This window comes from Stenotrophomonas sp. SMYL41 (genome assembly GCF_036319965.1).
GTDB lineage: Bacteria > Pseudomonadota > Gammaproteobacteria > Xanthomonadales > Xanthomonadaceae > Stenotrophomonas > Stenotrophomonas maltophilia_R.
In genome coordinates, this window is sequence record NZ_JAWIRX010000007.1 from 30519 (window position 1) to 55419 (window position 24901).

17 protein-coding genes, 1 tRNA gene and 1 pseudogene are annotated in these 24901 nt (G+C 65.2%); 4 read left to right on the top strand and 15 right to left on the bottom strand.

The features are described 5' to 3' along the window. Positions 1-77: 77 nt before the first annotated feature. Positions 78-1454, bottom strand: coding sequence for a signal recognition particle protein (gene ffh, locus V3B30_RS09970; RefSeq protein ID WP_005408591.1), 1377 nt, complete (start codon positions 1452-1454; stop codon positions 78-80). A gap of 122 nt (positions 1455-1576) precedes the next feature. On the opposite strand from ffh, the gene ccsA reads away from it, so the two are divergent. Next, a complete protein-coding gene (gene ccsA, locus V3B30_RS09975; RefSeq protein WP_075675019.1) occupies positions 1577-2371 on the top strand; it encodes a cytochrome c biogenesis protein CcsA in 795 nt (264 codons plus the stop codon). A gap of 90 nt (positions 2372-2461) precedes the next feature. On the opposite strand, the gene V3B30_RS09980 is transcribed toward ccsA, so the two are convergent. The 4 genes from V3B30_RS09980 to radA all read right to left on the bottom strand — a co-directional run bounded on the left by V3B30_RS09980 (position 2462) and on the right by radA (position 8791). Then, entirely contained in the window at positions 2462-2926 is a 465-nt protein-coding gene (locus V3B30_RS09980; protein ID WP_262084577.1) for a YbjP/YqhG family protein, read from the bottom strand. Between the two features lie 153 nt (positions 2927-3079). Next, on the bottom strand, positions 3080-5386 hold the full coding sequence (locus V3B30_RS09985) for a tetratricopeptide repeat protein (protein ID WP_100471661.1): 2307 nt from the start codon (positions 5384-5386) through the stop codon (positions 3080-3082). A gap of 48 nt (positions 5387-5434) precedes the next feature. Next, positions 5435-7294, bottom strand: a complete 1860-nt coding sequence (locus tag V3B30_RS09990) for an ATP-binding protein (protein WP_262084578.1) — start codon at positions 7292-7294, stop codon at positions 5435-5437. Between the two features lie 120 nt (positions 7295-7414). Beyond that, on the bottom strand, positions 7415-8791 hold the full coding sequence (radA, locus tag V3B30_RS09995) for a DNA repair protein RadA (protein WP_014646395.1): 1377 nt from the start codon (positions 8789-8791) through the stop codon (positions 7415-7417). Positions 8792-8939: 148 nt separating this feature from the next. Between radA and V3B30_RS10000 the strand changes: the two genes are divergently transcribed. After that, positions 8940-10997, top strand: a complete 2058-nt coding sequence (locus V3B30_RS10000) for a bifunctional diguanylate cyclase/phosphodiesterase (RefSeq protein ID WP_262084579.1) — start codon at positions 8940-8942, stop codon at positions 10995-10997. A gap of 199 nt (positions 10998-11196) precedes the next feature. Here the strand turns inward: V3B30_RS10000 and cyoD are convergent, their stop codons facing one another. From cyoD to cyoA, 4 genes are read right to left on the bottom strand one after another with little or no spacing between them, the layout of a single operon-like run. Beyond that, positions 11197-11538 (bottom strand): cytochrome o ubiquinol oxidase subunit IV, encoded by a 342-nt coding sequence (cyoD, locus tag V3B30_RS10005; protein ID WP_100471657.1) that lies wholly within the window; start codon positions 11536-11538, stop codon positions 11197-11199. Beyond that, complete coding sequence (gene cyoC, locus V3B30_RS10010) at positions 11538-12176, bottom strand: cytochrome o ubiquinol oxidase subunit III (RefSeq protein ID WP_005408583.1); 639 nt, start codon at positions 12174-12176, stop codon at positions 11538-11540. The genes cyoD and cyoC overlap by 1 nt, the downstream gene beginning before the upstream one ends. Further along, entirely contained in the window at positions 12173-14170 is a 1998-nt protein-coding gene (gene cyoB / locus V3B30_RS10015) for a cytochrome o ubiquinol oxidase subunit I (protein ID WP_100471656.1), read from the bottom strand. Before cyoB ends, cyoC begins: the two co-directional genes overlap by 4 nt. Before the next feature lie 2 nt (positions 14171-14172). After that, positions 14173-15213, bottom strand: a complete 1041-nt coding sequence (cyoA, locus tag V3B30_RS10020; RefSeq protein WP_049446433.1) for a ubiquinol oxidase subunit II — start codon at positions 15211-15213, stop codon at positions 14173-14175. Between the two features lie 352 nt (positions 15214-15565). Here cyoA and V3B30_RS10025 point away from each other — a divergent pair, with 352 nt between their 5' ends. Both V3B30_RS10025 and V3B30_RS10030 read left to right on the top strand, forming a co-directional pair. Continuing rightward, positions 15566-16201 carry a GyrI-like domain-containing protein gene (locus V3B30_RS10025; RefSeq protein WP_262084580.1) on the top strand — a complete coding sequence of 212 codons (636 nt, stop codon included), beginning with the start codon at positions 15566-15568 and terminating at the stop codon, positions 16199-16201. A gap of 13 nt (positions 16202-16214) precedes the next feature. Further along, a complete protein-coding gene (locus tag V3B30_RS10030; RefSeq protein WP_262084581.1) occupies positions 16215-16547 on the top strand; it encodes a hypothetical protein in 333 nt (110 codons plus the stop codon). A 65-nt stretch (positions 16548-16612) separates the two neighbouring features. Here the strand turns inward: V3B30_RS10030 and V3B30_RS10035 are convergent. The 6 genes and pseudogenes from V3B30_RS10035 to V3B30_RS10060 form a co-directional block, all read right to left on the bottom strand. Beyond that, a tRNA-Thr gene (locus tag V3B30_RS10035) sits at positions 16613-16688 on the bottom strand. A 295-nt stretch (positions 16689-16983) separates the two neighbouring features. Beyond that, positions 16984-17325, bottom strand: coding sequence for a hypothetical protein (locus tag V3B30_RS10040; RefSeq protein ID WP_262084582.1), 342 nt, complete (start codon positions 17323-17325; stop codon positions 16984-16986). A 346-nt stretch (positions 17326-17671) separates the two neighbouring features. Then, on the bottom strand, positions 17672-17896 hold the full coding sequence (locus V3B30_RS10045) for a hypothetical protein (protein ID WP_262084681.1): 225 nt from the start codon (positions 17894-17896) through the stop codon (positions 17672-17674). Positions 17897-17921: 25 nt separating this feature from the next. Next, positions 17922-18311, bottom strand: a pseudogene (locus V3B30_RS10050) (RHS repeat-associated core domain-containing protein); the annotation flags it as partial. Continuing rightward, positions 18280-23667: a hypothetical protein gene (locus V3B30_RS10055; RefSeq protein WP_262084583.1), complete on the bottom strand. Its 5388-nt coding sequence runs from the start codon at positions 23665-23667 to the stop codon at positions 18280-18282. The gene V3B30_RS10055 and the pseudogene V3B30_RS10050, both read right to left, overlap by 32 nt. 224 nt (positions 23668-23891) lie before the next feature. After that, positions 23892-24893, bottom strand: coding sequence for a 2-hydroxyacid dehydrogenase (locus V3B30_RS10060; protein ID WP_262084584.1), 1002 nt, complete (start codon positions 24891-24893; stop codon positions 23892-23894). Between the last annotated feature and the right edge of the window lie 8 nt (positions 24894-24901).

Genomic DNA, 24901 nt, shown 5'->3' on the forward strand with positions numbered 1-24901 from the left:
ACTGCTGGATGCGGCGCTTCTACGCCGTCACCCGAGCATGGGCCCGGGTGCTGCATCAGAGTGCGAAGGGGCCAGTTTCAACGGAACGGCATGCCGCGGCCGCCCATGGCGCCCATCATGCCCTTCATGCTGCGCAACATGCCCTTCATGCCGCCGCCGGCCATCTTGCTCATCATCTTTTCCATCTGCATGTACTGCTTCATCAGCTTGTTGACGTCGGCCGGGGTCACGCCCGAGCCCTTGGCGATGCGCGCGCGGCGCGAGCCATTAAGCAGGTTCGGGTTGCGCCGTTCCTTCTTCGTCATCGAGCTGATGATGGCGATCATGCGCGGCACCTCCTTGCCCTGGCTGACCTGCTGCTTCAGATGGTCCGGGATGTTGCCCAGGCCCGGCAGCTTGTCCATCAGGCCGCCGATGCCGCCCATGTTCTGCATCTGCTCGAGCTGGTCACGCATGTCGTTCAGGTCGAACTTCTTGCCCTTGGCAACCTTCTCGGCCAGCTTGGCGGCCTTGTCCTTGTCAACCTGCTGCTCGACCTGCTCGACCAGCGACAGCACGTCGCCCATGTCGAGGATGCGGCTGGCGATACGGTCCGGGTGGAACACGTCCAGGCCTTCCGGCTTTTCGCTGACACCGACGAACTTGATCGGCTTGCCGGTGATGTAGCGCACGCTCAGCGCGGCACCGCCGCGGGCGTCGCCGTCGGTCTTGGTCAGCACCACGCCGGTCAGCGGCAGCGCATCACCGAAGGCCTTGGCGGTGTTGGCCGCGTCCTGGCCGGTCATGGCGTCGACCACGAACAGGGTTTCGGCCGGGTTCACGGCAGCGTGCAGGGCCTTGATCTCGGCCATCATCGCTTCGTCGATGGCCAGGCGACCGGCGGTATCGACCAGCAGCACGTCGACGAACGACTTGCGCGCATCGTCGATGGCGGCGCGGACGATGGCTTCCGGCTTCTGGTCGGCGCTGGACGGGAAGAACAGCACACCGACCTGCTCGGCCAGGGTCTTCAGCTGCTCGATCGCGGCCGGGCGGTAGACGTCGGCCGAAACCACCATCACCTTCTTCTTGCGCTTTTCCTTCAGGTGCTTGGCCAGCTTGCCCACGGTGGTGGTCTTGCCGGCACCCTGCAGGCCCGCCATCAGGATGATCGCCGGGGCGGGTACGTTGAGGTTCAGGTCGCTGGCTTCGGCGCCCATCACCGCGGTCAGCTCGTCGCGCACGACCTTGATCAGGGCCTGGCCCGGGGTCAGCGACTTCAGCACTTCCTGGCCGACCGCACGCACCTTGATGCGCTCGATCAGGGCCTGCACCACCGGCAGCGCAACGTCGGCTTCGAGCAGCGCGATGCGCACTTCGCGGGTCGCCTCGCGGATGTTCTCCTCGGTCAGGCGGCCGCGGCCACGCAGGCGCTCGATGGTGCCGGAAAGGCGCTGGGTCAGGGACTCGAACATGCGGCGCAACCTGTCTGAAAGCGGGGGACAATAAGGCAGACAGTATAACGGGTCCGGCTGTCTGCCCGGACTGCGACCACGGGGCCGTCGCCAGCATCCCGGGGGTATGCGAAACTGCAACGATGACAATCGTTCTCATCGCCGTCCTGCTCTATCTGGCCGCCAGTGCCCTGCTGGTGCGCGCGCTTGGCCGCGATGAAACCACCGGCTCCCCCACCTGGCTGTGGCCGGCCCTGCCGGCGATGCTGCTGCATGGTGGCTACCACGTGATGGTAGCGATGCGCACCAACGGCGGGCCGGACATGCATTTCTTCGCCGCGCTGTCGCTGGTCGGCCTGGGCATGGCCTGGCTGACCTCGCTGGTCGGCGCGCGCGGGCGGATGTCGGCGCTGGGCGTGGTGGTGTTTCCGCTGGCCGCGGTCCTGCTGCTGGCCTACCACGGCTACGGCCACGAACCGAGCAAGGTGCTGGGCTGGCGCCTGGCCAGCCACGCCTGGCTGGCGTTGCTGGCCTACGCCACGCTGAGCATCGCCGCGCTGCTGGCGATCATGCTGTGGCTGCAGGAACGCGCCCTGCGCCGCCGCGAATTCCGCCCGTGGTTGCGCGCACTGCCACCGCTGGCAGACCTGGAATCACTGCTGTTCCGGGTGATCACCGTCGGCTTCGCACTGCTGACCCTGACCCTGGTCACCGGCGTGCTGTTCGTCGACGACCTGCTGGCGCAGAAGCTGGTGCACAAGACCGTGCTGAGCGTGCTGTCGTGGATCGTGTTCGGCGTGCTGCTGATCGGCCGCCGGCGCTACGGCTGGCGCGGCATGAAGGCGGTGCACTGGACGCTGGCGGCGATGCTGTTGCTGCTGCTGGCATTCTTCGGCAGCCAGTTCGTGATCGAACTGGTGTTCGGGCATACGCGATAAGGCATGCCGACCAACGGTCGGCCCCCGCCCCGGTAGTGCCGGCCGCTGGCCCGCAACTGGGCCGCACCCTGCGTGGATGCCGCAGGCGGTTCAGGGCGCCGTCTGGGCCAGAATCTTCCGCACCGAGCGGCCGCTGTTGGTGAGGATGTCATCGACCTGCCAGCAGCCCTGCCCCTGGCGCACCATCGGCAGGTGGGTCACGTAGGCCTTCTTCCATACCGAATAGCGCATCTCGACCCGGCCGGCGGTGGCCGACGCCTCTTTCCAGCTGTAACGCACCGGGGTTTCGATGTCGCCGTCCTGCGCATCCAGCCACGGATCGGAATCGATCATGCAGATGCCTTCTTCCCGCTGTTGGCAGGCGCGCTCGCCGCGCAGTGCCTTGCCGAAGGCGGGGCTGACCAGCGCCGGGGGCGGTTCCAGCAGGTCGCCATCGCCCGTCGTTGCCTGGTAGAAGGCGCGGGCCACAGCCACGGGTTCCTGGCAGGCCTGTGCGGCCTGCGCGTTGGCGGCCAGCAGCAGCCCGGCGATCATGAACATCCCTGTTTTCCGCATGTATTTCTCCTTGAGGTAGTGCCGGCCGCTGGGCGGCAATTCAGGATATACCGGCGCGGGGGGGGCCCGGGCGGCGCGAACCCGCGCGGCGCGCCCCTACTCCCGGCTCGCGCGGGGCGCCCGCCCCGCCCCCGCCACTACCCGATACCCGGCTTACAACCCGTAACGCTCGATCACATCCAGATGCGGCTGGCGGTCCTGATCACAGGCTTCGGCCAATCGCAGCCAGCAATGCGGATGCGGCCACTTCGCGGTCTCCTGCTGCAGGAAGCGGTGCAGTGCCAGCGGCGCATGGTCCTGCGGCTGGGCGACGGTGAACAGCAGGCCCGGCAGGGTGCCTTCCTCCATGCCGGGGTCGGTGACCGTGTAGTCCGGGCGGCTGTGCGACCACACCTTCCAGCCCTGCGCCTCGGCGGCTTCGACGAAGGCATTCCACGCGTCTTCGCCCGGGTGCGCGCCGTCGACCAGCCAGCTGCGGGCGAAGCCGCCGCGCTCCAGCACATGTACCTGCGCATAGGTCGGGATGAAATGCTCGCGCGCTTCTTCCTCCTCCGGCGCCGGGTGCACCAGCGCGGCATCGAACACCACCCAGTCGCCGACCTGCTGGGCACGGTTGGCCGGCGCGTTCTCGACGATGCGCGCGGTGACCGGGCCGCTGCGACGGGCGTAGTACTCCATCGGCTCGCCGTTCTCTTCGCTGCGGATGATCACCCAGCCCCATGGCTCCTCGACCACACCGTCCTGGCTGGACAGCTCCATGCCGATCGCTGCCGCCGAGCGGCGCACCGCATCCCAGTCGCGTGCCGCGCTGGCTGCACTCATATGGTCCCAATGTGCCGCGTTGGGTTCTTCCAGCAACTCCACCAGCTGCGCATAGCAGGCCTGGGCCTCGCTGAAGCGGCCGGTTTCCATGTACATCCGTGCCAACGTGCCACGTGCACCGTGCGAACCCGGCGATGCCGCCAGCAGCGCCTGCGCGGCCCGCTCCAGCGCCGGCCAGTCGGACACCCGACGGGCGCGCTGCACGTCGCACCAGTGCGCGAACACCGGCACGCTGCCGCGATAGAGGTCGGCCAACTGGCGCAGGCCATCGTCGTCGCCCTGCTCGGCCAGCCAGCGCATCAACGTATAGGCGGCCGGACCGTCATCCTGCGTGTGTGCGCGCACGAAGCGCCACAGCAATGCACGCGCTTCGGTCTGTGCACCACAGGCGCTCAGCGCAGAGGCGGCCATCTCGGCCAAGGCCTCGTCATCGGGCAGCTGCGCCTGTGCCTGCAGCAGCCACTGCGCCTCACGCTCCGGGTCGCGCGCCTGGTTCTGCTCCCCCTGCGCCTCCAGCCATGCCAGCAGTTCGGCGGCCGGCACCGGCAGCGGTGCGACATCCGGCAAGGCGTCGATGCGTGCGGCCAGGCCGGCCACCAGGGCAGCTGCGCCACGGTCCTGCCGCAGCTGCGCAAGATGGGTGCGGGCCAGTTCCAGCTGGCGCTGTGCTACCCAGCGCGCCCCCCGCTGCAACGCCAGCTCCAGGCTGAGCGCCGCGACTTCGATCAGCAGGCGATGCGAACCGACCCGGGCGAAGTGTTCGATGATCGTGTTGAAGCGCGTTCCCAGGTCCCACGTATTGCGTGCAGGGTCGCGCTGGCACAGCGCTGCGGCGGTGTTCGCCCACAGCCGCCAGTAGTTCGGGGTCAGCTCGCTCCACGGCACCAGCTGCTGCAGCGCCGCTTCATCGCGACCCAGCTGGGCCAGCGCCCACGCCTTGGACAGGCGGCGCGGCACCGTGCAGTTGGCCGGTTCGTACTCACCCGAAGCCGCCACTTCGGCCTCGCGTTTCTCGATCAGCGCCAGCGCCTCTTCGGCCCGGCCGACCGCGAGCAGGATCTTGATCTGCATCTCCGGGAAGCTGTCGAACACTTCCTTGCCACAGGCCTCGATCGCATCGGACTGCACCTGCAGGTAATCCAGCGCCTCCTGGCCACGGCCGTCGTCGAGCAGCGCATCGGCTTTCTCGCAGCTCAGGCACTGGAAGCAGGCCCAGCTGGGATCGATGCGGCCGAGGGTCTCGTCGCACACCTCGATGCGCTCGGGCACCCAGCCCGGGCCATCGATGTTGCCGTAGCAGGCCGCCAGGTCCTGGGTCACGCAGATCGACTGCGGGCATTCCAGCGTGTCCTCGCGGTGTGCGCGCTCGAACAGCGCTACGGCTTCGCCAAGTGCACTCTCGCCTTCCACGCGGTTGCCGACGCGGTTGCGCAGCGCCCAGTGGCCGACGTAGACATCGACCCAGGGGTTGTCGAGCGCCTTGCCCAGCGCACGCGCTTCGGGCAGCAGTGCATCGACGCGATCGATCTGCAGCTCACTGACCTCGTCGGCGAGGCGGTTCAGCAGGTGCGCGTTCTGCGCCTGGCCGGCCTGGCGCAGGTCTCCCTGCAGTTTTTCGACCCAGTTCCAGATGTCCATGGGGTAAGTGCTCCTGTCTAGCGAAGGCTGGATGAGAGGGTGCGGTGCTCAGCGCAGCATCTGCTGCAGGGCACCGGCGATGTCGGTAAAGGCGCCATTGAGATCCGGGCCTGGCGTGGCGGTCGCTGCCCGGGCCAGGGGACGGCCCTGCGCAGCGACGATGATCTTCAGCGAGCGCAGCAGGCGCGCTGCGGCTTCGGCCTGTGGATGGCCCTCGCGCTGGGCGCGCAGCAGCGCCTGCACCGCCGGGTTGTCGAGATTGAGATACAACCGCGAGGGTGCACGCGATTCGATGCGCGCGGTGAACTGCCGGGCCAGGCGCAGCGCCGCCATCGATACGCGCTTGTCGTTCTCGTCATCCTCCAGGCGCTGCTTCAATTCGGCTTCGCGGTCGGGCACCACCACCACGGGCAGCGCCTCCGGGCTGAAGCGCGCCGGCAGCAGCTGCTCGCCGTCACCCAGCTGCTCGCGCAGCCACGCCAGCTGCGTCTCATCAAGGCTGTCATCCGTACGGAACAGCGCGCGGTTGCCCTGCTCGGTGCCGAGTTCGACCAGGCGCAGGCCCTTGGCCTGGGCCCAGCGCCGCAGGAACGGCACCACCGCATAGCGATGACCATGCGCGACCGGTACGCCCATCGCGCGGAACAGCATCTCTTCGAAACCACCGCCATTGTCGAGGATGACGTGCACCGCGCCACGCGCCGGCAATGCGCTGGCCGGCAGGTCGCCCTGCGAGGTCGGCACGCGCACGTGCTCCAGCAGCAGGTCGAACAGGCGGTCATCGCACAGCGCCGCGCCCAGCAGCGCCTCGTTGTGGCGGCTCAACACGCGCCGCCACGCTTCCGGTTGCTGCTTCGCAACGTCGGCCAGGCCTTCGATCAGCGCCTCCAGCAAGGCATGCTGCACGGCGCGGTACTGGTCATCGCGCTGCAGGTCTTCGCGGCTGGCGGTGGGGGTCAGCCGCGAGGATTCGATCACCCCGCCGATGAAGCCGGCCCACGGCGGCAGCAGGTCACGCGCGTCGTCGTCCAGCAGCATGCCGCGCACGAACACCGACAGGTTGCGGTTGTCGCTGGTGCCATAGGTGGCGCCGTCCTGCACCCACAGCAGGCCGGTGGCATCGCTGCTGCCATCGGCGCGCAGCGGCACGGTGACGATCGGCTCGAAGTCGTGCTCGAAGCGCGCAGCGAACTGCAGCGCCTGGCGACGCGCCTGCACCGGATGCACGGCGACATCCCCCTGGCCGCGCCACGGCGGCGGCTCGGGATTGATCGCCTCGTTCGCAGCGCCAATGAAGATCGGCTCGGTCAGCAACGCGCAGTAGCGGCCCAGCACCTCGTGCAGGCGCGCCTCGTTGGCCAGCGGCAGGAAGTCCGGATGCAGCTCCAGCTCCACCTCGGTCCCCACCGCGCGTGCCGGCACCTCGCTGACGGTGTACTGCTCGGCGTTGCTGGACACGTACAGATGGCCTAGATCCGGCGCCTGGTACGAGGTGGTACGCACGCTGACCCGGCGCGCCAGCACGAAGGCCGACAGGAAGCCGAGGCCGAACATGCCGATCAGGCCCTCATCATCCTCGCCGCCCTGGCGCAGGCCACGGGTATAACCAACGCCGACGGTGGCCAGGTAATCGTGGATCTCCTGGCGGGTCAGGCCGGCACCGGTATCGGTGATGCGCAGCACGCCGGCACCGGCATCGACCTGCACCGAAATGCGCGAAGGCACCTCGATGCCAGGCTGTTCGATGCGGCGGCGGATGATCGAGTCGTGCGCGTTCTGCACCAGCTCACGCAGCGCCACCACCGGGGTGGAATACAGGTGCTTGCCCAGCACCGTCATCAGTCCATTGAGATCGACGCCGGCACGCCGGATCTCGGCGTCGGGCGTGGTGAACGCGGTGTCCTGCATGTAATCGTTTACTCCTGGGCACGGAAAGACGCCAGGGGGCGTCTTCGTCGAGCGGGAAAAACTAGCACAGGGAAGCTGACCCTTGCCGTGTTTGACGTCTGTGCGCCTACAGCAAGGGCATCACGCCGCGTCGATGGCCTCGGACAGGCGCTCCACCGCGATCACTTCCATGCCTTTCACCGAGCCCCCCTTGGGCGCATTGGCCTTGGGCACGATGGCGCGCTTGAAGCCATGGGTGGCGGCCTCGCGCAGGCGGTCTTCGCCATTGGGCACCGGACGGATCTCGCCGGACAGGCCTACCTCGCCGAAGGCAATGGTCTTTTCCGCCAACGGCCGATCCTGCAGCGAGGACAGCACCGCCAGCAGCACCGGCAGGTCGGCGGCGGTCTCCTGCACGCGGATGCCACCGACCACGTTGACGAACACGTCCTGGTCGCCGACCAGCACGCCGCCGTGGCGATGCAGTACCGCCAGCAGCATGGCCAAGCGGTTCTGCTCCAGGCCGACCGCGACACGGCGCGGGTTTGACAGCGGCGACGCATCGACCAGTGCCTGCACCTCCACCAGCAGCGGCCGGGTGCCCTCGCGGGTGACCATCACGCAGCTGCCCGGCTGGTGGGTGCTGCCGCCGGACAGGAAGATCGCCGACGGATTGGAGACCTCCTTCAGGCCCTTGTCGCCCATCGCGAACACGCCCAGTTCGTTGACCGCGCCGAAGCGGTTCTTGAACGCACGCAGCAGGCGGAAGCGGCTGCCGCTCTCACCCTCGAAGTACAGCACCGCGTCGACCATGTGCTCGAGCACGCGCGGGCCAGCGATGCCGCCCTCCTTGGTGACGTGGCCAACCAGGAACACGGCGGTCCCGGTCTCCTTCGCAAAACGCACCAGCCGCGCCGCGCTCTCGCGCACCTGGCTGACCGAGCCCGGCGCAGCGGTCAGGCTCTCGGTCCACAGGGTCTGCACGGAGTCGGCCACGATCAGCCGCGGGCCGGCCTTGGACGCATGCTGCAGGATCGATTCGACCCCGGTTTCGGCCAGTGCGTTGACCCCGTCCAACGGCAGCTCCAGCCGGTGCGCGCGGCCGGCCACCTGCGCCAGTGATTCCTCGCCGGTGACGTACAGCACCGGCAGCTCGGCGGCCATCTTCGCTACCGCCTGCAGCAGCAGGGTCGACTTGCCGATGCCCGGATCGCCACCGACCAGCACCACCGCGCCCTCGACAAGACCACCGCCCAGCACGCGGTCGAACTCGCCGATGCCGGTGGAGACCCGGCGATGCTCGGTCTGCTCCACGTCCTTCAGGGCGGTGATCTTCGGCGGGTCGATCTTGCCGGCCCAGCCCGCCCGGCGCGAGGCCGGCGCCTTGGCCGCCGCCGCGCTTTCCAGCACGATTTCCGACAGCGAGTTCCAGGCGTTGCACTCGGTGCACTGGCCCTGCCACTTGCTGAATTCGGCGCCGCATTCATTGCAGACATAGGCGGTGCGGGCTTTTGCCATCGGATGATTTCCAGCAACGGGAACAGGCGTGGCAGGATAGCCGAGCCGGGTCGCAGGTGCTGCGACCGCTCAAGTCCTGCCCACCCGCGCCGATAGGGGTCGCGGGCGTGCGCCTTGCGGGCGCCCCTCCCTCCCCACTGGATTCAACATGACTGGCAGTTACAGTCAGAGCCTGGTCATCATCTCCCTGTTGGTGGCCATTCTTGCTTCGTACACAGCGCTGGACATGGCCGGGCGACTGGCCACGGCCGAGGGCCGCGTGGCCCGCTGGTGGCTGGCCGGGGGCGCGGCGGCCATGGGGCTGGGCATCTGGTCGATGCACTTCATCGGCATGCTCGCCTTCGACCTGCCGATCCCGGTGGGTTACGACCTTGGCATCACCCTGTACTCGCTGGCGGTGTCGATCGGTGCTTCCGCCTATGCGCTGTGGCTGGTGTCGCGGCCCAGCCTGCCGTGGCGACGGCTGCTGGCCGGGGCCGTGCTGATGGGCCTGGGCATCGCCACCATGCACTACCTGGGCATGGCAGCGATGCGCATGCAGCCCGGCATCGACTACCACCCGGGTTGGTTTGCCGCCTCCATCGCGGTGGCCATCGGTGCCGCCGGCGCCGCCCTGTGGATCGCCTTCCGCCTGCGCGCCGAGCACCGCCATACGCTGCTCCTGCGCGCGCTTGCATCGCTGGTGATGGGCCTGGCCATCGTCGGCATGCACTACACCGGCATGGCCGCGGCGCGCTTCGCCGAGGGCAGCATCTGTGGCGCCGTCGGCAGTGGCGGCATCGACACGCGCTGGCTGGCGGTGCTGGTGATCGTCACCACCGTGGCCACGCTGGGCATCGCCCTGGTGGCCTCGCTGTTCGACCGGCAGATGCGCGTGCGCACCGGGCTGCTGGCCGACTCGCTGGCGCACGCCAACAACAAGCTGATCCAGGCCGCACTGCATGACCCGTTGACCCAGCTGCCCAACCGCATGCTCCTGCAGGACCGCATCGAGCAGGCCATCGAGAAGGCGCGGCGCCGCAACCATGCGGTGGCGGTGATGTTCTGCGACCTGGACGGTTTCAAGGCGGTCAATGATGCCTATGGCCACCAGCTCGGCGACCGCCTGCTGGTGGCGGTGGCGCAGCGCATCGGCGGCCTGCTGCGGCCCCAGGATACGTTCGCCCGCCTCGGCGGCGACGAGTTCGTGATCGTGCTGGCCATCGATATTCCCGACGATGCGGTGGTGGTGGCCGAGCGCATCATCGCCGCCGCCGGCGAACCGTTCACGCTGGACGCGGCCGAACTGCAGGTCAGTGCCAGCCTCGGCATTGCCCTGTACCCGGACGATGCCAGCAATGAGCGCGAGCTGATGGCGCATGCCGATGCGGCGATGTACCACACCAAGGAAACCGGCCGGAACGGCTACACCTTCTTCACCCCGTCGATGCAGCTCAGTGCCAACCGCCAGCTGCGCCTGCTGCAGGACCTGCGCAAGGCCATCGCCCGCGACGAACTGGTCCTGCACTACCAGCCCAAGTTCCCCGCCGCGGGCGCACCGGCCACCGGCGCCGAAGCGCTGCTGCGCTGGCAGCACCCGGAGCTCGGCCTGCTCGCACCGGATGTGTTCATTCCCATCGCCGAGCGCAGCGGCCTGATCCTGCCGATCGGCGACTGGGTACTGGACCGCGCCTGCGCGCAGCTGCGCGCATGGCACGAGGCCGGGCATGCGGAATGGTCGATGGCGGTGAACCTGTCGCCGCTGCAGTTCGCCTCGCCGGTGCTGCTGGACAGCGTGCGCGAAGTGCTGGAGCGGCACCGGATCGAGCCGGCCCGGCTGACCCTGGAGATCACCGAGACCACGGCGATGAAGGACGTCGATGCCAGCCTGGCGATACTCAACGACCTGACCGCGATGGGCGTGCACATCGCCATCGATGATTTCGGCACCGGCTATTCCAGCCTGCTGTACCTCAAGCGCATGCCGGCCACCGAACTGAAGATCGACCGTGCGTTCGTGCACGACCTGGAGCGCAATGACGAAGACGCCGCCATCGTCTCGTCGATCATCGCGCTGGGCCGCACCCTGCAGCTGCAGGTGGTCGCCGAGGGCGTGGAAACGCAGGCGCAGCGCGAGTACCTGAGCGAACTTGGCTGCGACCAGCTGCAGGGCTACCACCTGGGCCGGCCGATGGACGCCGAGGAATTCCTGCGCCGGGTGGGCTGAGGCCCCAGTTTCGGGGTCGGGGCCCTGGCCGCAGGCAAGGGCTCTGACCCCATCCACGCAACCCCATCCACGCGTGGCCTGAATCTACCGGGCCCCGGGGTCAGAGCCCTGGCCTGCGGCCAGGGATCCGACCCCATCCAGCCGCCAACAAAAAGGCCGCCCGAGGGCGGCCTTTCTGCGTGGCAACGTCGCGAGGACGTCAGTGCATCATGTGCACGTTCATGTTGTGCATGACCCACAGGGTGCCGGCCACGATGATGCCGATCACCACGACGGTGAAGGCCGCAGCGTTGACGTTCCAGCGGCTTTCCGAAGAGCGGTCCAGGTGCAGGAAGAACACCAGGTGGACCAGCATCTGCAGCACCGCGGTGACCGCGATCACCACACCGTTGACGGTGCGCGAGAAGTCACCCGACATCACCATCCAGAACGGGATGACGGTCAGCACCACCGCCAGCACGAAGCCGATCAGGTACGACTTCACGCTGCCGTGGCTTTCGCCGCCGGTGCCGTGATCGTGTGCATGGTTGTCATGTGCCATTACAGCGCTCCATTGAGGTAGACGACGGAGAACACGCCGATCCAGATCAGGTCCAGGAAGTGCCAGAACAGGCTCAGGCACGCCATGCGGGTCTTGTTGGTCGGGGTCAGGCCGTACTTCTTCAGCTGCACGAACATCACCAGCAGCCACAGCAGGCCGGCGCTGACGTGCAGGCCGTGGGTACCGACCAGGGCGAAGAACGCCGACAGGAAGGCACTGCGGTCCGGACCGTAGCCCTGGTGGATCAGGTGCTGGAATTCCCACACTTCCATGCACATGAAGCCGAAGCCCAGCAGCCAGGTGATGCCCAGCCACAGGTACATCTGGCCCATCTGCTTGCGGTGCATGGCGATCATGCCCAGGCCGAAGGTCAGCGACGAGGTCAGCAGCAGCGCGGTTTCCCACGCCACGAACGGCAGCTCGAACAGGTCCTTCGCGGTGGGGCCACCATCGGTTCCGCCGGCCAGCACCACGTAGGTGGCGAACAGCGAGGCGAAGATGAGGCAGTCGCTCATCAGGTACACCCAGAAACCGAAGACGGTATTGCCGCCGGTGTCGTGGTGCTCGTGGTCGTCATGGCCATGGGCCGCCGCGTGCGCGGCGTGCCCGTGGCTCAGGGTCGAGGTATTGGTGCTCATGCCTTCAGCTCCGACTTCACCAGCCCCTGGGCTTCCAGGTGCTTGCGGTGTTCGTTCTCGATGCGTTCCACCTCGGCGGCCGGGACCCAGTAGTCCACGTCCTGGTCGAAGGTGCGGTAGATGAACGTGGCGATCATGCCGACGAAGCCGACGATGGCCAGCCACCAGATGTGCCAGATCATCGCGAAGCCGAACACCAGGCTGAAGGCACCGATGACAACGCCCGTGCCGGTATTGCGCGGCATGTGGATGTCGGTGTACTTGGCCGGCTTCGGCCAGGCTTCACCACGCTGCTTGCGCTCCCAGAAATCGTCCAGTTCGGTGACTTCCGGCAGGGTGCCGAAGTTGTAGAAGGCCGGCGGCGAAGAGGTTTCCCACTCCAGCGTACGGGCATCCCACGGGTCGCCGGTCAGGTCGACGGTCTTCTTGCGGTCGCGGATCGACACGGCCACCTGGATGATCTGGCACAGGATGCCGGCGCCGACGATGAAGGCACCTGCAGCTGCGACCAGCAGCAGCGGCTCATAGGCCGGGTTGACCGTGCTCTGCAGACGACGGGTCATGCCCATGAAGCCCAGCACGTACATCGGCATGAAGGTCACGTAGAAGCCGATGAACCAGCACCAGAACGCGCACTTGCCCCAGAACTCGTTGAGGCGGAAGCCGAACATCTTCGGCCACCAGTAGGTGATGCCGGCGAACATGCCGAACACCACGCCGCCGATGATGACGTTGTGGAAGTGGGCGATCAGGAACAGGCTGTTGTGCAGCACGAAGTCGATGGCCGGGATCGCCAGCATCACGCCGGTCATGCCGCCGATGACGAAGGTGACCATGAAGCCGATGGTCCACAGCACCGGGGTGGTGAAGTGCACGCGGCCGCGGAACATGGTGAACAGCCAGTTGAAGATCTTCACACCGGTCGGGATCGAGATGATCATCGTCGTGATGCCGAAGAAGGCATTGACGTTGGCGCCCGAACCCATGGTGAAGAAGTGGTGCAGCCACACGATGAACGACAGCACGCCGATGCAGGCGGTGGCGTAGACCATGCCCTTGTAGCCGAACAGCGCCTTGCGCGAGAAGGTCGCGATGACTTCGGAGAACACACCGAACGCCGGCAGGACCAGGATGTACACCTCCGGGTGGCCCCAGATCCAGATCAGGTTGATGTACAGCATGGCGTTGCCGCCACCGTCATTGGTGAAGAAGTGCGTACCCAGGTAACGGTCCAGGGTCAGCAGCACCAGGGTGATGGTCAGCACCGGGAAGGCCGCGACGATCAGCACGTTGGTCACCAGGGCGGTCCAGGTGAACACCGGCATCTGCATCAGCTTCATGCTCGGGGTGCGCATCTTGAGGATGGTGATGAAGAAGTTGATACCACTGAGCGTGGTACCCAAACCCGCCACCTGTAGACCCCAGATGTAATAGTCCATGCCGACGCTTGGACTGTATTCGATGCCCGACAGCGGCGGGAACGCCAGCCAGCCGGTGGCAGCGAACTCACCGATCCACAGCGACAGCATGATCAGCACCGCACCGGACACGAACAGCCAGAAGCTGAGCGAGTTGACGAACGGGAACGCGACGTCGCGCGCACCGATCTGCAACGGCACGGCCAGGTTCATCAGGCCGGTGATCAGCGGCATCGCCACGAAGAAGATCATGATCACGCCGTGGGCGGTGAAGATCTGGTCGTAGTGGTGCGGCGGCAGGTAACCCTCGGAACCACCGACGGCGATGGCCTGCTGGGTACGCATCATGATGGCGTCGGAGAAACCGCGCAGCAGCATGACGAAGGCGACGATGAGGTACATCACGCCGATCTTCTTGTGGTCCACCGAGGTGAACCACTCCTTCCACAGGTAGCCCCACAGCTTGAACTTGGTGATCAGGGCCATGACGCCCAGGCCACCCAGCACCGCGCCGACCAGGGTGGTCAGCACGATCGGATCGTGGGGGATCGACTCAAGAGAGAGTTTTCCCAACATGTTCATTCTCCCGAACCCGCGTGGCCGGCATGGCCTGCGTGTTCGTGTTCGTTGGCATCCAGGTTTTCACCCGATTCCTTGGAATCATGCGCGTCACTGGGGGCATGGCCCTCGTGCGCTTCATGGCTGGCGGCATCGGCAGCGGCGGCACCGGCGTGCGAGTGCTTCATGCCGTAATGCTTGTTGTCACCCATGTGCTTGGCGATGACCCAGTCGAACAGGCCTTCTTCGGTCTTGCCGAAGTAGGTGACCGGGTACCACTCGGCGTTGCGTGCTTCACCCAGCGCCTTGAACGAAGCCTTGTCCAGGGTCTGCTCGCCGGCGCGGACCTGGTCCAGCCACTGGCGGTATTCGGCATCGGTGACCGAGTAGGCGGTGAAGTGCATCTTGGCGAAGCCCGCGCCGCTGTAGTGCGAGGACATGCCCGGGAATTCACCGGTCTCGTTGGCGATCAGGTGGAGCTTGGTCTCCATCGCAGCCATCGAGTAGATCATGCTGCCCAGGTGCGGGATGAAGAAGGCATTCATCACCGAATCGGACGTGATCTTGAAGTTCAGCGGCGTGTTGACCGGGAACTTGATTTCGTTGACGACCGCCACCTTCTCTTCCGGATAGATGAACAGCCACTTCCAGTCCAGCGAGATCGCCTCGATGGTGACCGGCTTGACGTCCGAATCCAGCGGACGATACGGGTCCAGTGCGTGCGACGAGCGCCAGGTCAGGACCGCCAGCACCAGCACGATCATGCAGGGAATGGACCACACCACCACCTCGATCGCCGTCGAGTGGGACCACTTCGGCTCGTAGCGGGCCTTGGTGTTGGAGGCGCGATACTTCCACGCGAACGTCAGGGTCATGATGATGACCGGGATGACGACCAGCAGCATGAGCACGGTGGCCGTGATCAGCAGGGTCTTCTCATCCTGGCCGATCTGGCCCTTCGGACTGAGGATGGCCACCGCATCGCAACCGGTGAGCATCACCAGCAACGACAGCAGCAGGCCCGGGCGCAACCAGCGCCCAAGGGTTTTCAACGGAATCATCGGTCGATCCAATTGCGAGGGAATGCCGTTCCCCGTCCTGCCTGTTCCGGCCAAAGCCGGTCCCACCGGTCCGGAAGACAGGCAGGGAGGTGGGGTCGAGTCAGCCTTTCAATTTTAGGCCGTCACCCACCATTTAAGAAAGGCATTGACAATGATCGAGCGCAGGAAAGGCCCGATTCTGGCTGCGACACGTTGTCGCACCGCGCAGGCGCGGCGGGCAGAACACCCGGGGGCGGCATCCTAGCATCGGGTGCTGGCCGGCGGTCCGGACTCGTTCGGCAAAGTCGTCTGAACCTGTTCAGGCGTGCTGGCGGGTAGCCGGCATGGGATGCTCGGCGCAGGAGGAAGGCCCTTGGACAAGATCGACTTCAGGAAGCGCGACCGAACGCTCTATCAACCGCCCGCCGGCAGGTTCGTACGGATCGATGTACCCCCCCTGCCCTACGTGATGGTCGATGGTCGCGGCGACCCGAACACGGCCCCCGCCTACCTGCAGGCCGTGCAGTGGCTGTATTCGGTGAGCTATGCACTGAAGTTCGCGCTGAAGGCCGAAGGACAGGACTACGTGGTGCCGCCGCTGGAAGCACTGTGGAGCGCCGAGGATCCGGCCAGCTTCGTCGCGCGGCGGAAGGATGAGTGGGCCTGGACCGTAATGATCCGCACGCCCGAGGGCATCGCCCCTGCACAGTGGCAGGCCGCGATCAGCAAGGCGCGCACCAAGCTGGGAGAGGCTCCGCCCAGCCTTCGCCATGAAGTCCTTGCCGAGGGCCCCAGCCTGCAGACCTTGCACGTGGGCGCCTACGATGACGAAGGGCCCACCCTGGCGCATCTGCATGACGAACTGATGCCCGCATTGGGATACACCTTTGCCGGCCCCCATCATGAGATCTACCTGAGCGACCCGCGCAGGACCGACGCGGCGCGGTTGAAAACCGTGCTGCGGCAGCCGGTGCGGCCGATTGAGCCTGATGAGGACTCCCACACGTGACACAAGGAATGCCATGCGCCTGATCAGCCGACTGCTGCACTGGACTACCCTGCCCGCCGGGCGCCGCCTGATGGCCGTGCTGGGTGCTGCGCTGGTGATCGTGCTGGCCTGCAATCCGGATCTGCTGCCGTTGCTGCCGGTGGTGGACGCGCTGGGGCTGGATGTACTGATGCTGTTGCTGGGTGCACAGGTGGTGGCGGTACTGCCTTGGGCGCGGGAGCATGCCGCGCGCGGGACCAGGGTGCTTGCACGCCTGATGATGGGCGCATTGGCGGGAGCGGCAGGTGGATATCTCCGGCAGCTGGCGTGGTGGCTGGCGAAGGATGCGGGGATGGCGCGGCGTTGATAGCGTCGCGCCGCTAATCGGCCAAACAAAAAAGCCCCGACCAAAGGCCGGGGCTTTTCTACAACTGGTGCCGGAAACAGGAGTCGAACCTGCGACCTACGCATTACGAATGCGCCGCTCTACCAACTGAGCTATTCCGGCTTAGCTGACTATTCTAGTGGCTGTCAGGCGCCAAGGTCAATTGCCTTGAGGGCACAGCCAAGACGATCTGCTACACCCTCGGGATTTCCGCTGCGAGCGGGTCGTCTGCCGCATCCTCCTCAATTCTTCAGCTGGCGCGGTGTCACATCGGGCGTGTTCCAGAAGTACCTGAGCATTGGCGCGACGGGAGTCTTCTAGGGCAGACAGCAGCCAGGCAGCACCATGTTCTTCCAACCCATCGCTCTACCTTTAACAATCTTGGCCGCCCTCCCACATCCACTTGCTTTCCCCCCATCTACTGGATCCTGAACGCGCATCCATCCTTGCCCACGACAACGACCAATGTCTGACGAGCACCGGCAGCAACATAAACATCCCCGCCGCAATGGATCTCCTCCGACTGAGGTGATCGCCGATACACAACTTCCGCCGCCGAATCCGTGACAACGTCCAGACTGCCAGACGCCTTCTCACCCGCCGGCAACTGGTCGGTGCCAAACGTGCTTCCTCCGGCCTGCAATCTGACCTGATAGATCGCCTCACCAGATTCATTGCTCAAACTTACCCCGAGACCCGGTGGCGAACTGCAGCCAATGAGGGACAACAGCCCCGCCGCCAGCAAGATCAAACCTCTCATTTTCCCCACTCCTCTACGTCGGTGCTGAGCGACCCGTCTCCAACTCCTGACATGCATGCGGCCGCGCACGTGCGTCCAGAACCACTATACCTTCGTCCAACTTCATTATTGAAAAGGTCCATAAGCACCTCGCGTCTTGGGCCGCTACTCCATGCTTCGTGTATGTCGCCAACAGACTTAGCGCTGTTCTGACCAATTGTGTTCGCCATGTCACATGACCAAAGACAATGTCGAAATGCGTCTCCCTTGCCATTGTGCTGCCCTGGGAGGCCTGACTCCACCGCCGCAGCCAGTGCTCTGTCGGCTGCAGACTTGGCTTTCCACGTGGGCAGCAGACCGATTGCATTCACAATCTGCTTTTTCTCGCCATTTGAATCGGATTCCTTGTACTCCCTGGATGATGCATTGGATATTGCCATCCTCGGAGCGCCAGTTTCTCGCTTATCGTCGACAGGGCTTCGCGCGGACGTTCGCAAACCCGCGACACCGCCAGAATCGCAGACGCCTTGGATTCTGGTTCCAGTGCATCCGATACGTCCATCTGGGTCAACGAATCGATACGGACTTCCATTTCCATACCTGTACCTGTTGAACTGCGCCATAGTCCCCCCATAGGCCGTCACAGGATCCACACTTAGAAACACACCCAACTGTGAATCCATGTACCGTTGCTGCATGTAGCTCAAGCCTGTCGAGGCATCGGTCACATGCCCGGTATAACCAGGCCCATCAGCGACGGACCCACCAATCACAGCACCATAGGGCTCATAGGTGGTACGTCGGATAACGATGCCAGCCGAGTCAGTCTCAGCGACCGGTGACCCTAACGCATCGGTATGGATATAGGTAATCGTCTCCGCAGCAGCCTGATTGAACAGTCCACCCAGAATCAGCGCGGCCCCACCTACGGTTCGACTCACCAGCATCTTCATTCCTGCGTTCATCGCGCCCACCTCAGTTCGACCAGGCCGAGCACGCCTGCGCATTGCAGGCACGCACCTTGTAGCCACCCTGGCAGCGTGTATCGAGGTCGTACCCGATGCCTTCCGCCTTGTAGGTCGCGCCGCCGCTGCTTGATCGCATGTTGTAGTAGGTAGCACCCGGCGACGCATTCCAGATGACCGAACAGATGTTGGGACCGCTCTTTACGATCCTCACACCCGTGGGTACGGCCGGCGCACTGGAAATCGCAACCAGGCCAGCAGCAGAACTGGGACTGCAGCCTGCGGGATTGCAAGCACGACCACGGTAGTAGAAGTTGCCTCCGCCGCCCTTGCTGAGGGAAACGGCTCGATCTCCCGCAATCAGCGACCAGTTGGCGCCGTCAGTACTTTCGTCGATTTCATAGCGCGTCGCGTCCGCCACTTCCAGCAGGGAGATCGAGTAAGCCGCGCCGATTCCCACCCCATCCGGCACGCGCAGAACCGGGGTCGCCGGAGGACCAATCACGCGCACGCCCGCTACCGCGGACCACGGTCCGCAACCTGCGACATTGCAGCCACGCACCTGGTAGTCCCACTGACCCGGCCAGCGGCCGCCTCGGGCCACGGCGGTCGCACCGTCTTCCTGGGCGAGTCCGAAGCCACCGCCATTGAGCTGTTCCATCAACTGGTAACTCGTCGCGGCGGGGATTGCGCCCCACCACATGCTCACGGTTGAACTGTAGCTCACACCCCCGAGATTGATCCCCGTGGCTTGGACCGGTGGCAATGTCACGATGATCGCGCCTGCGGCGCTCGCCGCGCTGCACCCTGCGTCATTGCATGCAAAGGCACGATAGGCATAGCTGCCGGCGATTCGTCCAGTGATGGCCAGTTGATTCCCACTGATCCGGTTGATCTCAGTCCACGCCGCTCCGTTGAATTGTTCTTCAATGCGATAGCTACTGGCCTGGGCCACGCTCGAAACAGAGACGGCGTAGCTGCCGTTGTAGCTCGCAACGGGTACTGACAACGTCGGCACGGATGGAGCGTACAACGCCGTGATCATCGCTTCGGCCGAGTAGGCGCCGCAGCCCTGTGGATTGCATGCTTTGACCCGATAGCGATAGGTGCCTGCCGGCTTGCTGGTCACTTGATAGGTGCGGCCAGAACCATCAAAGACCACGCTCCATCCACCACCCACGGCCTCTTCAAGCACAAAGCGGGCGGCACCCTGCACCGCAGACCAGCTCAGGGAATAGGCTCCGTTGATACCTTGTGCCGGTGCGGTGATCACCGGCGCAGCGGTGGGAGCAAGCTCCACCTGGATGGAGGCTTCCACACCCCAAGCGCCGCAGACAGTGCCATTGCAGGCACGGCCACGATAGCGATAGACGCCGGAGCTTCGCCCGGCCAGCGAAACGTTCAGCGCGGGCCCTTGATAGACGGCCTGCCATTCACCGCCACTCGACTCCTGCACCTCGTAACGCTGCGCACCGGCAACGGCCGCCCACTGCACGGCAAACGCACCGTCCGCACTGTAGCCCGGGGCCGTTACGACCAATGCTGCAGGCGCGATATCCACGGCACGCTTGGCAACGAGGCTGCCGTTGAGCTGGATGTAGTCAAAGCCCTTGGCCTGGCGCTGGTCGTGCTGATAGCGCAGCACGCCATCCTGCCCATAGAGGGAACGAATGTTGCCATTGGGCGCACTGGCCAGGGTGCGGCGTCCATGCGCGTCGTACTGATAGGCCTCCTTGCCATCGACCTCGCGCAGGCGATTGCCGTAGTCGAACCTGAACGCGACGCCATTGCGGATCTTCAGGTTGCCCTGTGCGTCATACCCGAGCCCGGTCACGGTCGCGCCACTGGCGGCATCCCGCACGTTCGTCAACCGATTGTTGAAGTCGTATTCAAATGACTGCCGCCGCGCGCCGACGTTGGCGGCGACGATGTTATCCAGAACGTTGTACGCATAGCTTGCGTTTCCGAAGCTGGCCGCCGTCACCGCGGTCAGACGATCCAGGCCGTCATAGCGCATGTCGCGGTTTCCAGGGGCTGCCGGCAGGCCGTCACTGATGGCCGCCACATTGCCATTGGCATCGTAGTCGTAGCCATCATCGATGACCTTGCCACCGGCACCACTGTCGGTGCTGCGATCGGGAAGGCCGCGCGCGTTCTGCGTCATCTGATGCACGACGCCGTTACCATAGGTGAAGCCGCTCATGCCGCCGTTCGCGTAATAGCGCACGTTGGTGGCGAAGGCTCCGGCTCGCGTCGGCTGCCCCAGCGCATTCGGGCCATAGTCGATCGTCAGGCCGGACGGCTGCACATGGGTTGCCAGGGCACCGTTCGCATCGTAGCCATAGCCCAGCGCCCAGGCCTCGCCACCGTCGTAGGCCACGCTCTCGGACGTGGGCAGTCCGCGCAGGTTGTAGGTGTAGTCGTTGGTGGTGATGGCGCCGTTGTTGCGGGTCTGCACACGCTTCACTTTCCCGCCAGGCCAATAGTTCCAGTCCTGGTCGCCCTGGCCATCGGAGAAGCGCAGCGTCAGCAAGCGATTCATGCTGTCGTAGGTCCGGTCAGCCCGCGAAGGCGACGCATAGGCAGCCTCGCTCTCACATTGAGGGCCCAGCAACGTCAGGCCCGAGGCAGACCAGAGCAGATTGCCTGCGGCATCGTAGCCCATGCCGGTTGCACCGGTCTCAGGCTCCATGCTCTTGCACAGGCGCTGGGCGCCGTCATAGACGTACTGGCGCCGCACACTGACGCTGCCATCGTAGTTGCGCCGCAGGATCGACAGCGGCTTGCCCAGCGTGTCGCGCTGAATTTCCGTCACCACCCCCTCCGCATGGAGAATCCGGATGGGCGTGTCCTGGCTGGGCTTGCCGTACATCAGGTAGTCGGTGGTGGTGGCAATGCCGCGCGGATTGGTCACCCTTACGCTGCCTCCGCCGAGCTGCTCGGTCGTAGTGACCAGGCGCCCCAGTTCACTGTCCTGCTCGCTGCGGGTGGGTCGCCCCAGCGCGTCATAACCTGTGTAGGTGCCGGGCAGCGCCGAACGGAAGTCCGATGCGACACGCGTCGGATAGGAGGTGAAAACCAGGCGCCCATTGCTGTCATAACGGGTCACCGTCTGGCGCAATGTACCGCCACGGTCCGCAGCGTCGAACGACTCTTCCAATACTGGGCGCCACAACCCATCGTAGTACGTCACCGCGCGTGCGTTGCCGGTACTGGACTCGCGCTTCCAATGTCCCGCTTCCAGCCCGATCTCCGCTCCCGGCACCTGGAAGAATCGCGTTGTAGAAGGATTCCATGCCACGCTGTCATTGGCGGCCTGGGTCGCCAGCACAATCCGGCCCATCCCGTCGTAATCGAAGCTCCGGCTGGCACCATTGGGCTCCACTGCCGCGCGCACCCAGCCATTGTCATCCACCTGCAGCGAGGCACTGCTGCCGTCCGGGTACGCAACACTCTGCGGCAGGCCACGCTTCCAGCTGCCCAGCGCAATGGCATTATCCTTGCCATCGGCCACGGAGGCGAGCGTGCCATCGGCGTGATAGCCCAGCGTCTGCTGCAGCACGCCGAAGGCGTAGGTACGTTGCGGGCGCGCCATCGAGTCGAACTCGGTGCGCTCGGTCTCGATTTCAACGCCGCCAACGCTCTGTGTGCTGCGCCCGACCTGGCCCAGTATCCAGCGGCCGGTGTCGTCGAAGTACATAGTCCTCAGCGTCCGTGCGCGCCCCAACGAGTTGCTCTCGGTCTGCACCACCGGCCGCACGTGCGCGTCGAACTGATCGGTCGTATTGACGAAGTTGACGCCATCCTGGCTGAGCACAGATTGCTTCAGGGGACGAATCTTGACGGCGAAGGGATCATCGGCTGCGGTCATCGAACCGTAGCTGTCCGGGAACGGTCCGGCCTGGACCTCGTCCGAACTCATATAGGTATTGGTGGTGACCTGGACGATCTGACCGTCCGGCGCACGCACCGCCTCCTGCAGCAACTGCCCCTCGTTCTCGTCGAGTTTTCGTCCGAACACACTGTGACGGCGCGTACCATCCGGCTCCACGATCGTCGACACTGCGGAGTTGGCCAGGCCCGAGTCATATCCGCCCGACTCGTACGTCCAGGTCAGATTGCCCAACCCGGGCCCCGTCAGCGTCTTGCTGGTGATCGCGAAGAGGTCGAACGCATTGGAGGCGCGTTGCGCGTAGCGCCCCCCGCCCATGTCCGCGCAAGCCGTACTTTTTACACCCAGGCGGGTGCGGCGCAGGTACTTGAATTCAAACTGCCCGCGCGTCCCCGATGGGTGGGTCGCGATCAGGGTAAATCCAGACTGCTCGAACGTGGGCTTGATGCAGAGCTTCGGTTCACCATCCCAGCTCTGATACTCCGGGTTCAGGCCACCGAATCCGCCATCCTGCCAGCTGTACTCATAGCCGAAGCGAGCACCATCCGGCTGCTGCACGGCGCGCAGCGCAGGCCAGCGCGCGAAACCCATTGCACCGGAGCCCTCGTTGTATTCGTAGCTCCAGGTACGGCCATTGGCTGTCGCACTGGCAATGCGATCCCCGGCATAGGCAATGGAGATGGCGCGGCCATCACTGCCGCGAATGCCAACCAGCTTGTCGCCCGAATAGTCGTAGGCCACCCAGTTGCCGTGGCGATCTTCGACCCGGCTGGCCATCAGCAGAACGCGCACCAGCTTGGAACCTACGCCCTGGCCGAGATCCATGAAACCCGCTGTTCGTTCAATACCCACATTGAAGAAGTAGCGATTCCCCGAAGCATCCACGCCCAGGAATCCCTCACCGGGATAGCCATTTGCCGTGGATCCCAGGCAACTGAGGCGCATGTTGCCTCGAGTGCCCCAACGATAGGTTTCACCATTGGTGGGTTTCGGGTTGGAGGCGTTGGCGATCAGCAGCATTTCCTGCTCGCCCTGATCGGGGACACGCACCTGCACGCCGGTCCATATCTCGAAGGTGCCTACGCCGGTACGTGTCTTCGGATAGAACGTCTGCGAGCAGCGTTGGGTAGCGCCGTTACCCGACTCGTTCCATTTCCAGATGGAGTCGAAGGTGGCGTGCATGAAAGGGACTTCGATGTCCCAGCTGCCGAATCCCCCCAATGGCTGCCGGTCCTTGAAGGACTGCACAGCGAGACGACGTTGCAATCGCACCGGCAGCGCGTTGTTGCCTGGCAGGTCAATGTCAGTAACGACAAATTCTGTCGATCCAGAGCTGGGACTGATGCTATCCCCGAACAGACTCGAGGTCAGTGGCGCCAGCCCCTCACCCGCCTTGATCCTCTTGTAGTACTCGGTATGCGGCGTGACGGGGCTGCTCGCCCAGCTCGAGCCGAATGACATGACCAATGCCGCGCCTAACAACGCCTGCCACTGCCAGATACGCATGGAACGTCCCTTTGTCCAAATGCGTCGGCAATCACCAGACGTTCGGTAATCGACCGACGTGTGCTGGCGTCATGATCCGGCCCGAAAGCAGCTGCGCCGTCCCTTGCGCCCCCTGTACCCTCAGGGGCACAAGCCCCCCCCTTCACGACAGCTTCATATGATATTCACCCAAAGTAAATACTCCAGGTGGGGACTGGGCGAGGCCTATTTCCGCAGCGTGTCTACTACGCCTCCACCCGGTTCGCACACACCCGCCCTTCGGCGAAATCCTGCAGGTTCCCCAGCGTGATCGCCGAGATCTCCTGCAGCGCCTCCACGGTGAAGAAGCCCTGGTGGCCGGTCACCAGCACGTTGGGGAAGGTCATCAGGCGCTGGAAGGCCTCGTCGTCGATGATCTCGCCGGAGAGGTCCTGGAAGAACAACGCGCTTTCCTGCTCGTAGACATCAATGGCCAGGTGGCCCAGCCGCCGTGACTTCAGCGCTCGGATCACCGCATGGGTATCGACAAGTGCGCCGCGCGAGGTGTTGACCAGCATCGCGCCGGTTTTCATCCGCGCCAGCGAGGCGTCGTTGATCAGGTGCTGGGTATCGGGCGTCAGCGGGCAATGCAGCGAGACGATGTCGGCGCGCGCCAGCATTTCATCCAGTCCAACCATGTCGCCCACGCCGGCGAAGGCCGGCGACGGGTACGGGTCGTGCCCCAGCACGGTACAGCCCATGCCGTTGAAGATGCGCGCGGTGGCCAGGCCGATCTTGCCGGTGCCGACGATGCCGACCGTGCGCCCATGCAGGGTGCGCCCGAGCAGGCCATCGAGCATGAAGTTGCCCTCGCGCACGCGGTTGTAGGCGCGATGGGTCTGCCGGTTGAGCGTCATCACCAGCGCCAGCGCGTGCTCGGCCACGGCTTCGGGGGAATAGGCCGGCACCCGTGCGACGAACAGGTCCAGCGCTGTCGCGGCGGCCAGATCCACATTGTTGAAGCCGGCGCAGCGCAGCAGTACGGCGCGCACGCCCAACGCATGCAGCGCGTGCAGAACCGGCGCGTCGAGGCGGTCATTGACGAACACGCAGACGGCGGCGCAGTCCTGCGCAAGCGCGGCGGTATGCACGTCCAGCGCGGCATCGAAGTACACGAACGCAAAGCCCTGCCCGGCCGCATCGCGCTGGTTGGCCTCGTCCAGGAAGCGACGATCGTAGGGGCGGGCACTGAAAACGGCGATCTGCATGGACGGGC

Coding starts and splice junctions, on each gene's coding strand:
- ccsA (WP_075675019.1), top strand. CDS start 1,577: ATGACAATCGTTCTCATCGCCGTCCTGCTCTATCTGGCCGCCAGTGCC.
- cyoA (WP_049446433.1), bottom strand. CDS start 15,213: ATGATTCCGTTGAAAACCCTTGGGCGCTGGTTGCGCCCGGGCCTGCTG.
- V3B30_RS09980 (WP_262084577.1), bottom strand. CDS start 2,926: ATGCGGAAAACAGGGATGTTCATGATCGCCGGGCTGCTGCTGGCCGCC.
- V3B30_RS10060 (WP_262084584.1), bottom strand. CDS start 24,893: ATGCAGATCGCCGTTTTCAGTGCCCGCCCCTACGATCGTCGCTTCCTG.
- V3B30_RS09985 (WP_100471661.1), bottom strand. CDS start 5,386: ATGGACATCTGGAACTGGGTCGAAAAACTGCAGGGAGACCTGCGCCAG.
- radA (WP_014646395.1), bottom strand. CDS start 8,791: ATGGCAAAAGCCCGCACCGCCTATGTCTGCAATGAATGCGGCGCCGAA.
- V3B30_RS10000 (WP_262084579.1), top strand. CDS start 8,940: ATGACTGGCAGTTACAGTCAGAGCCTGGTCATCATCTCCCTGTTGGTG.
- V3B30_RS10055 (WP_262084583.1), bottom strand. CDS start 23,667: ATGCGTATCTGGCAGTGGCAGGCGTTGTTAGGCGCGGCATTGGTCATG.
- cyoC (WP_005408583.1), bottom strand. CDS start 12,176: ATGAGCACCAATACCTCGACCCTGAGCCACGGGCACGCCGCGCACGCG.
- V3B30_RS10045 (WP_262084681.1), bottom strand. CDS start 17,896: ATGGAAGTCCGTATCGATTCGTTGACCCAGATGGACGTATCGGATGCA.
- cyoD (WP_100471657.1), bottom strand. CDS start 11,538: ATGGCACATGACAACCATGCACACGATCACGGCACCGGCGGCGAAAGC.
- V3B30_RS10040 (WP_262084582.1), bottom strand. CDS start 17,325: ATGAGAGGTTTGATCTTGCTGGCGGCGGGGCTGTTGTCCCTCATTGGC.
- V3B30_RS09990 (WP_262084578.1), bottom strand. CDS start 7,294: ATGCAGGACACCGCGTTCACCACGCCCGACGCCGAGATCCGGCGTGCC.
- cyoB (WP_100471656.1), bottom strand. CDS start 14,170: ATGTTGGGAAAACTCTCTCTTGAGTCGATCCCCCACGATCCGATCGTG.
- V3B30_RS10030 (WP_262084581.1), top strand. CDS start 16,215: ATGCGCCTGATCAGCCGACTGCTGCACTGGACTACCCTGCCCGCCGGG.
- ffh (WP_005408591.1), bottom strand. CDS start 1,454: ATGTTCGAGTCCCTGACCCAGCGCCTTTCCGGCACCATCGAGCGCCTG.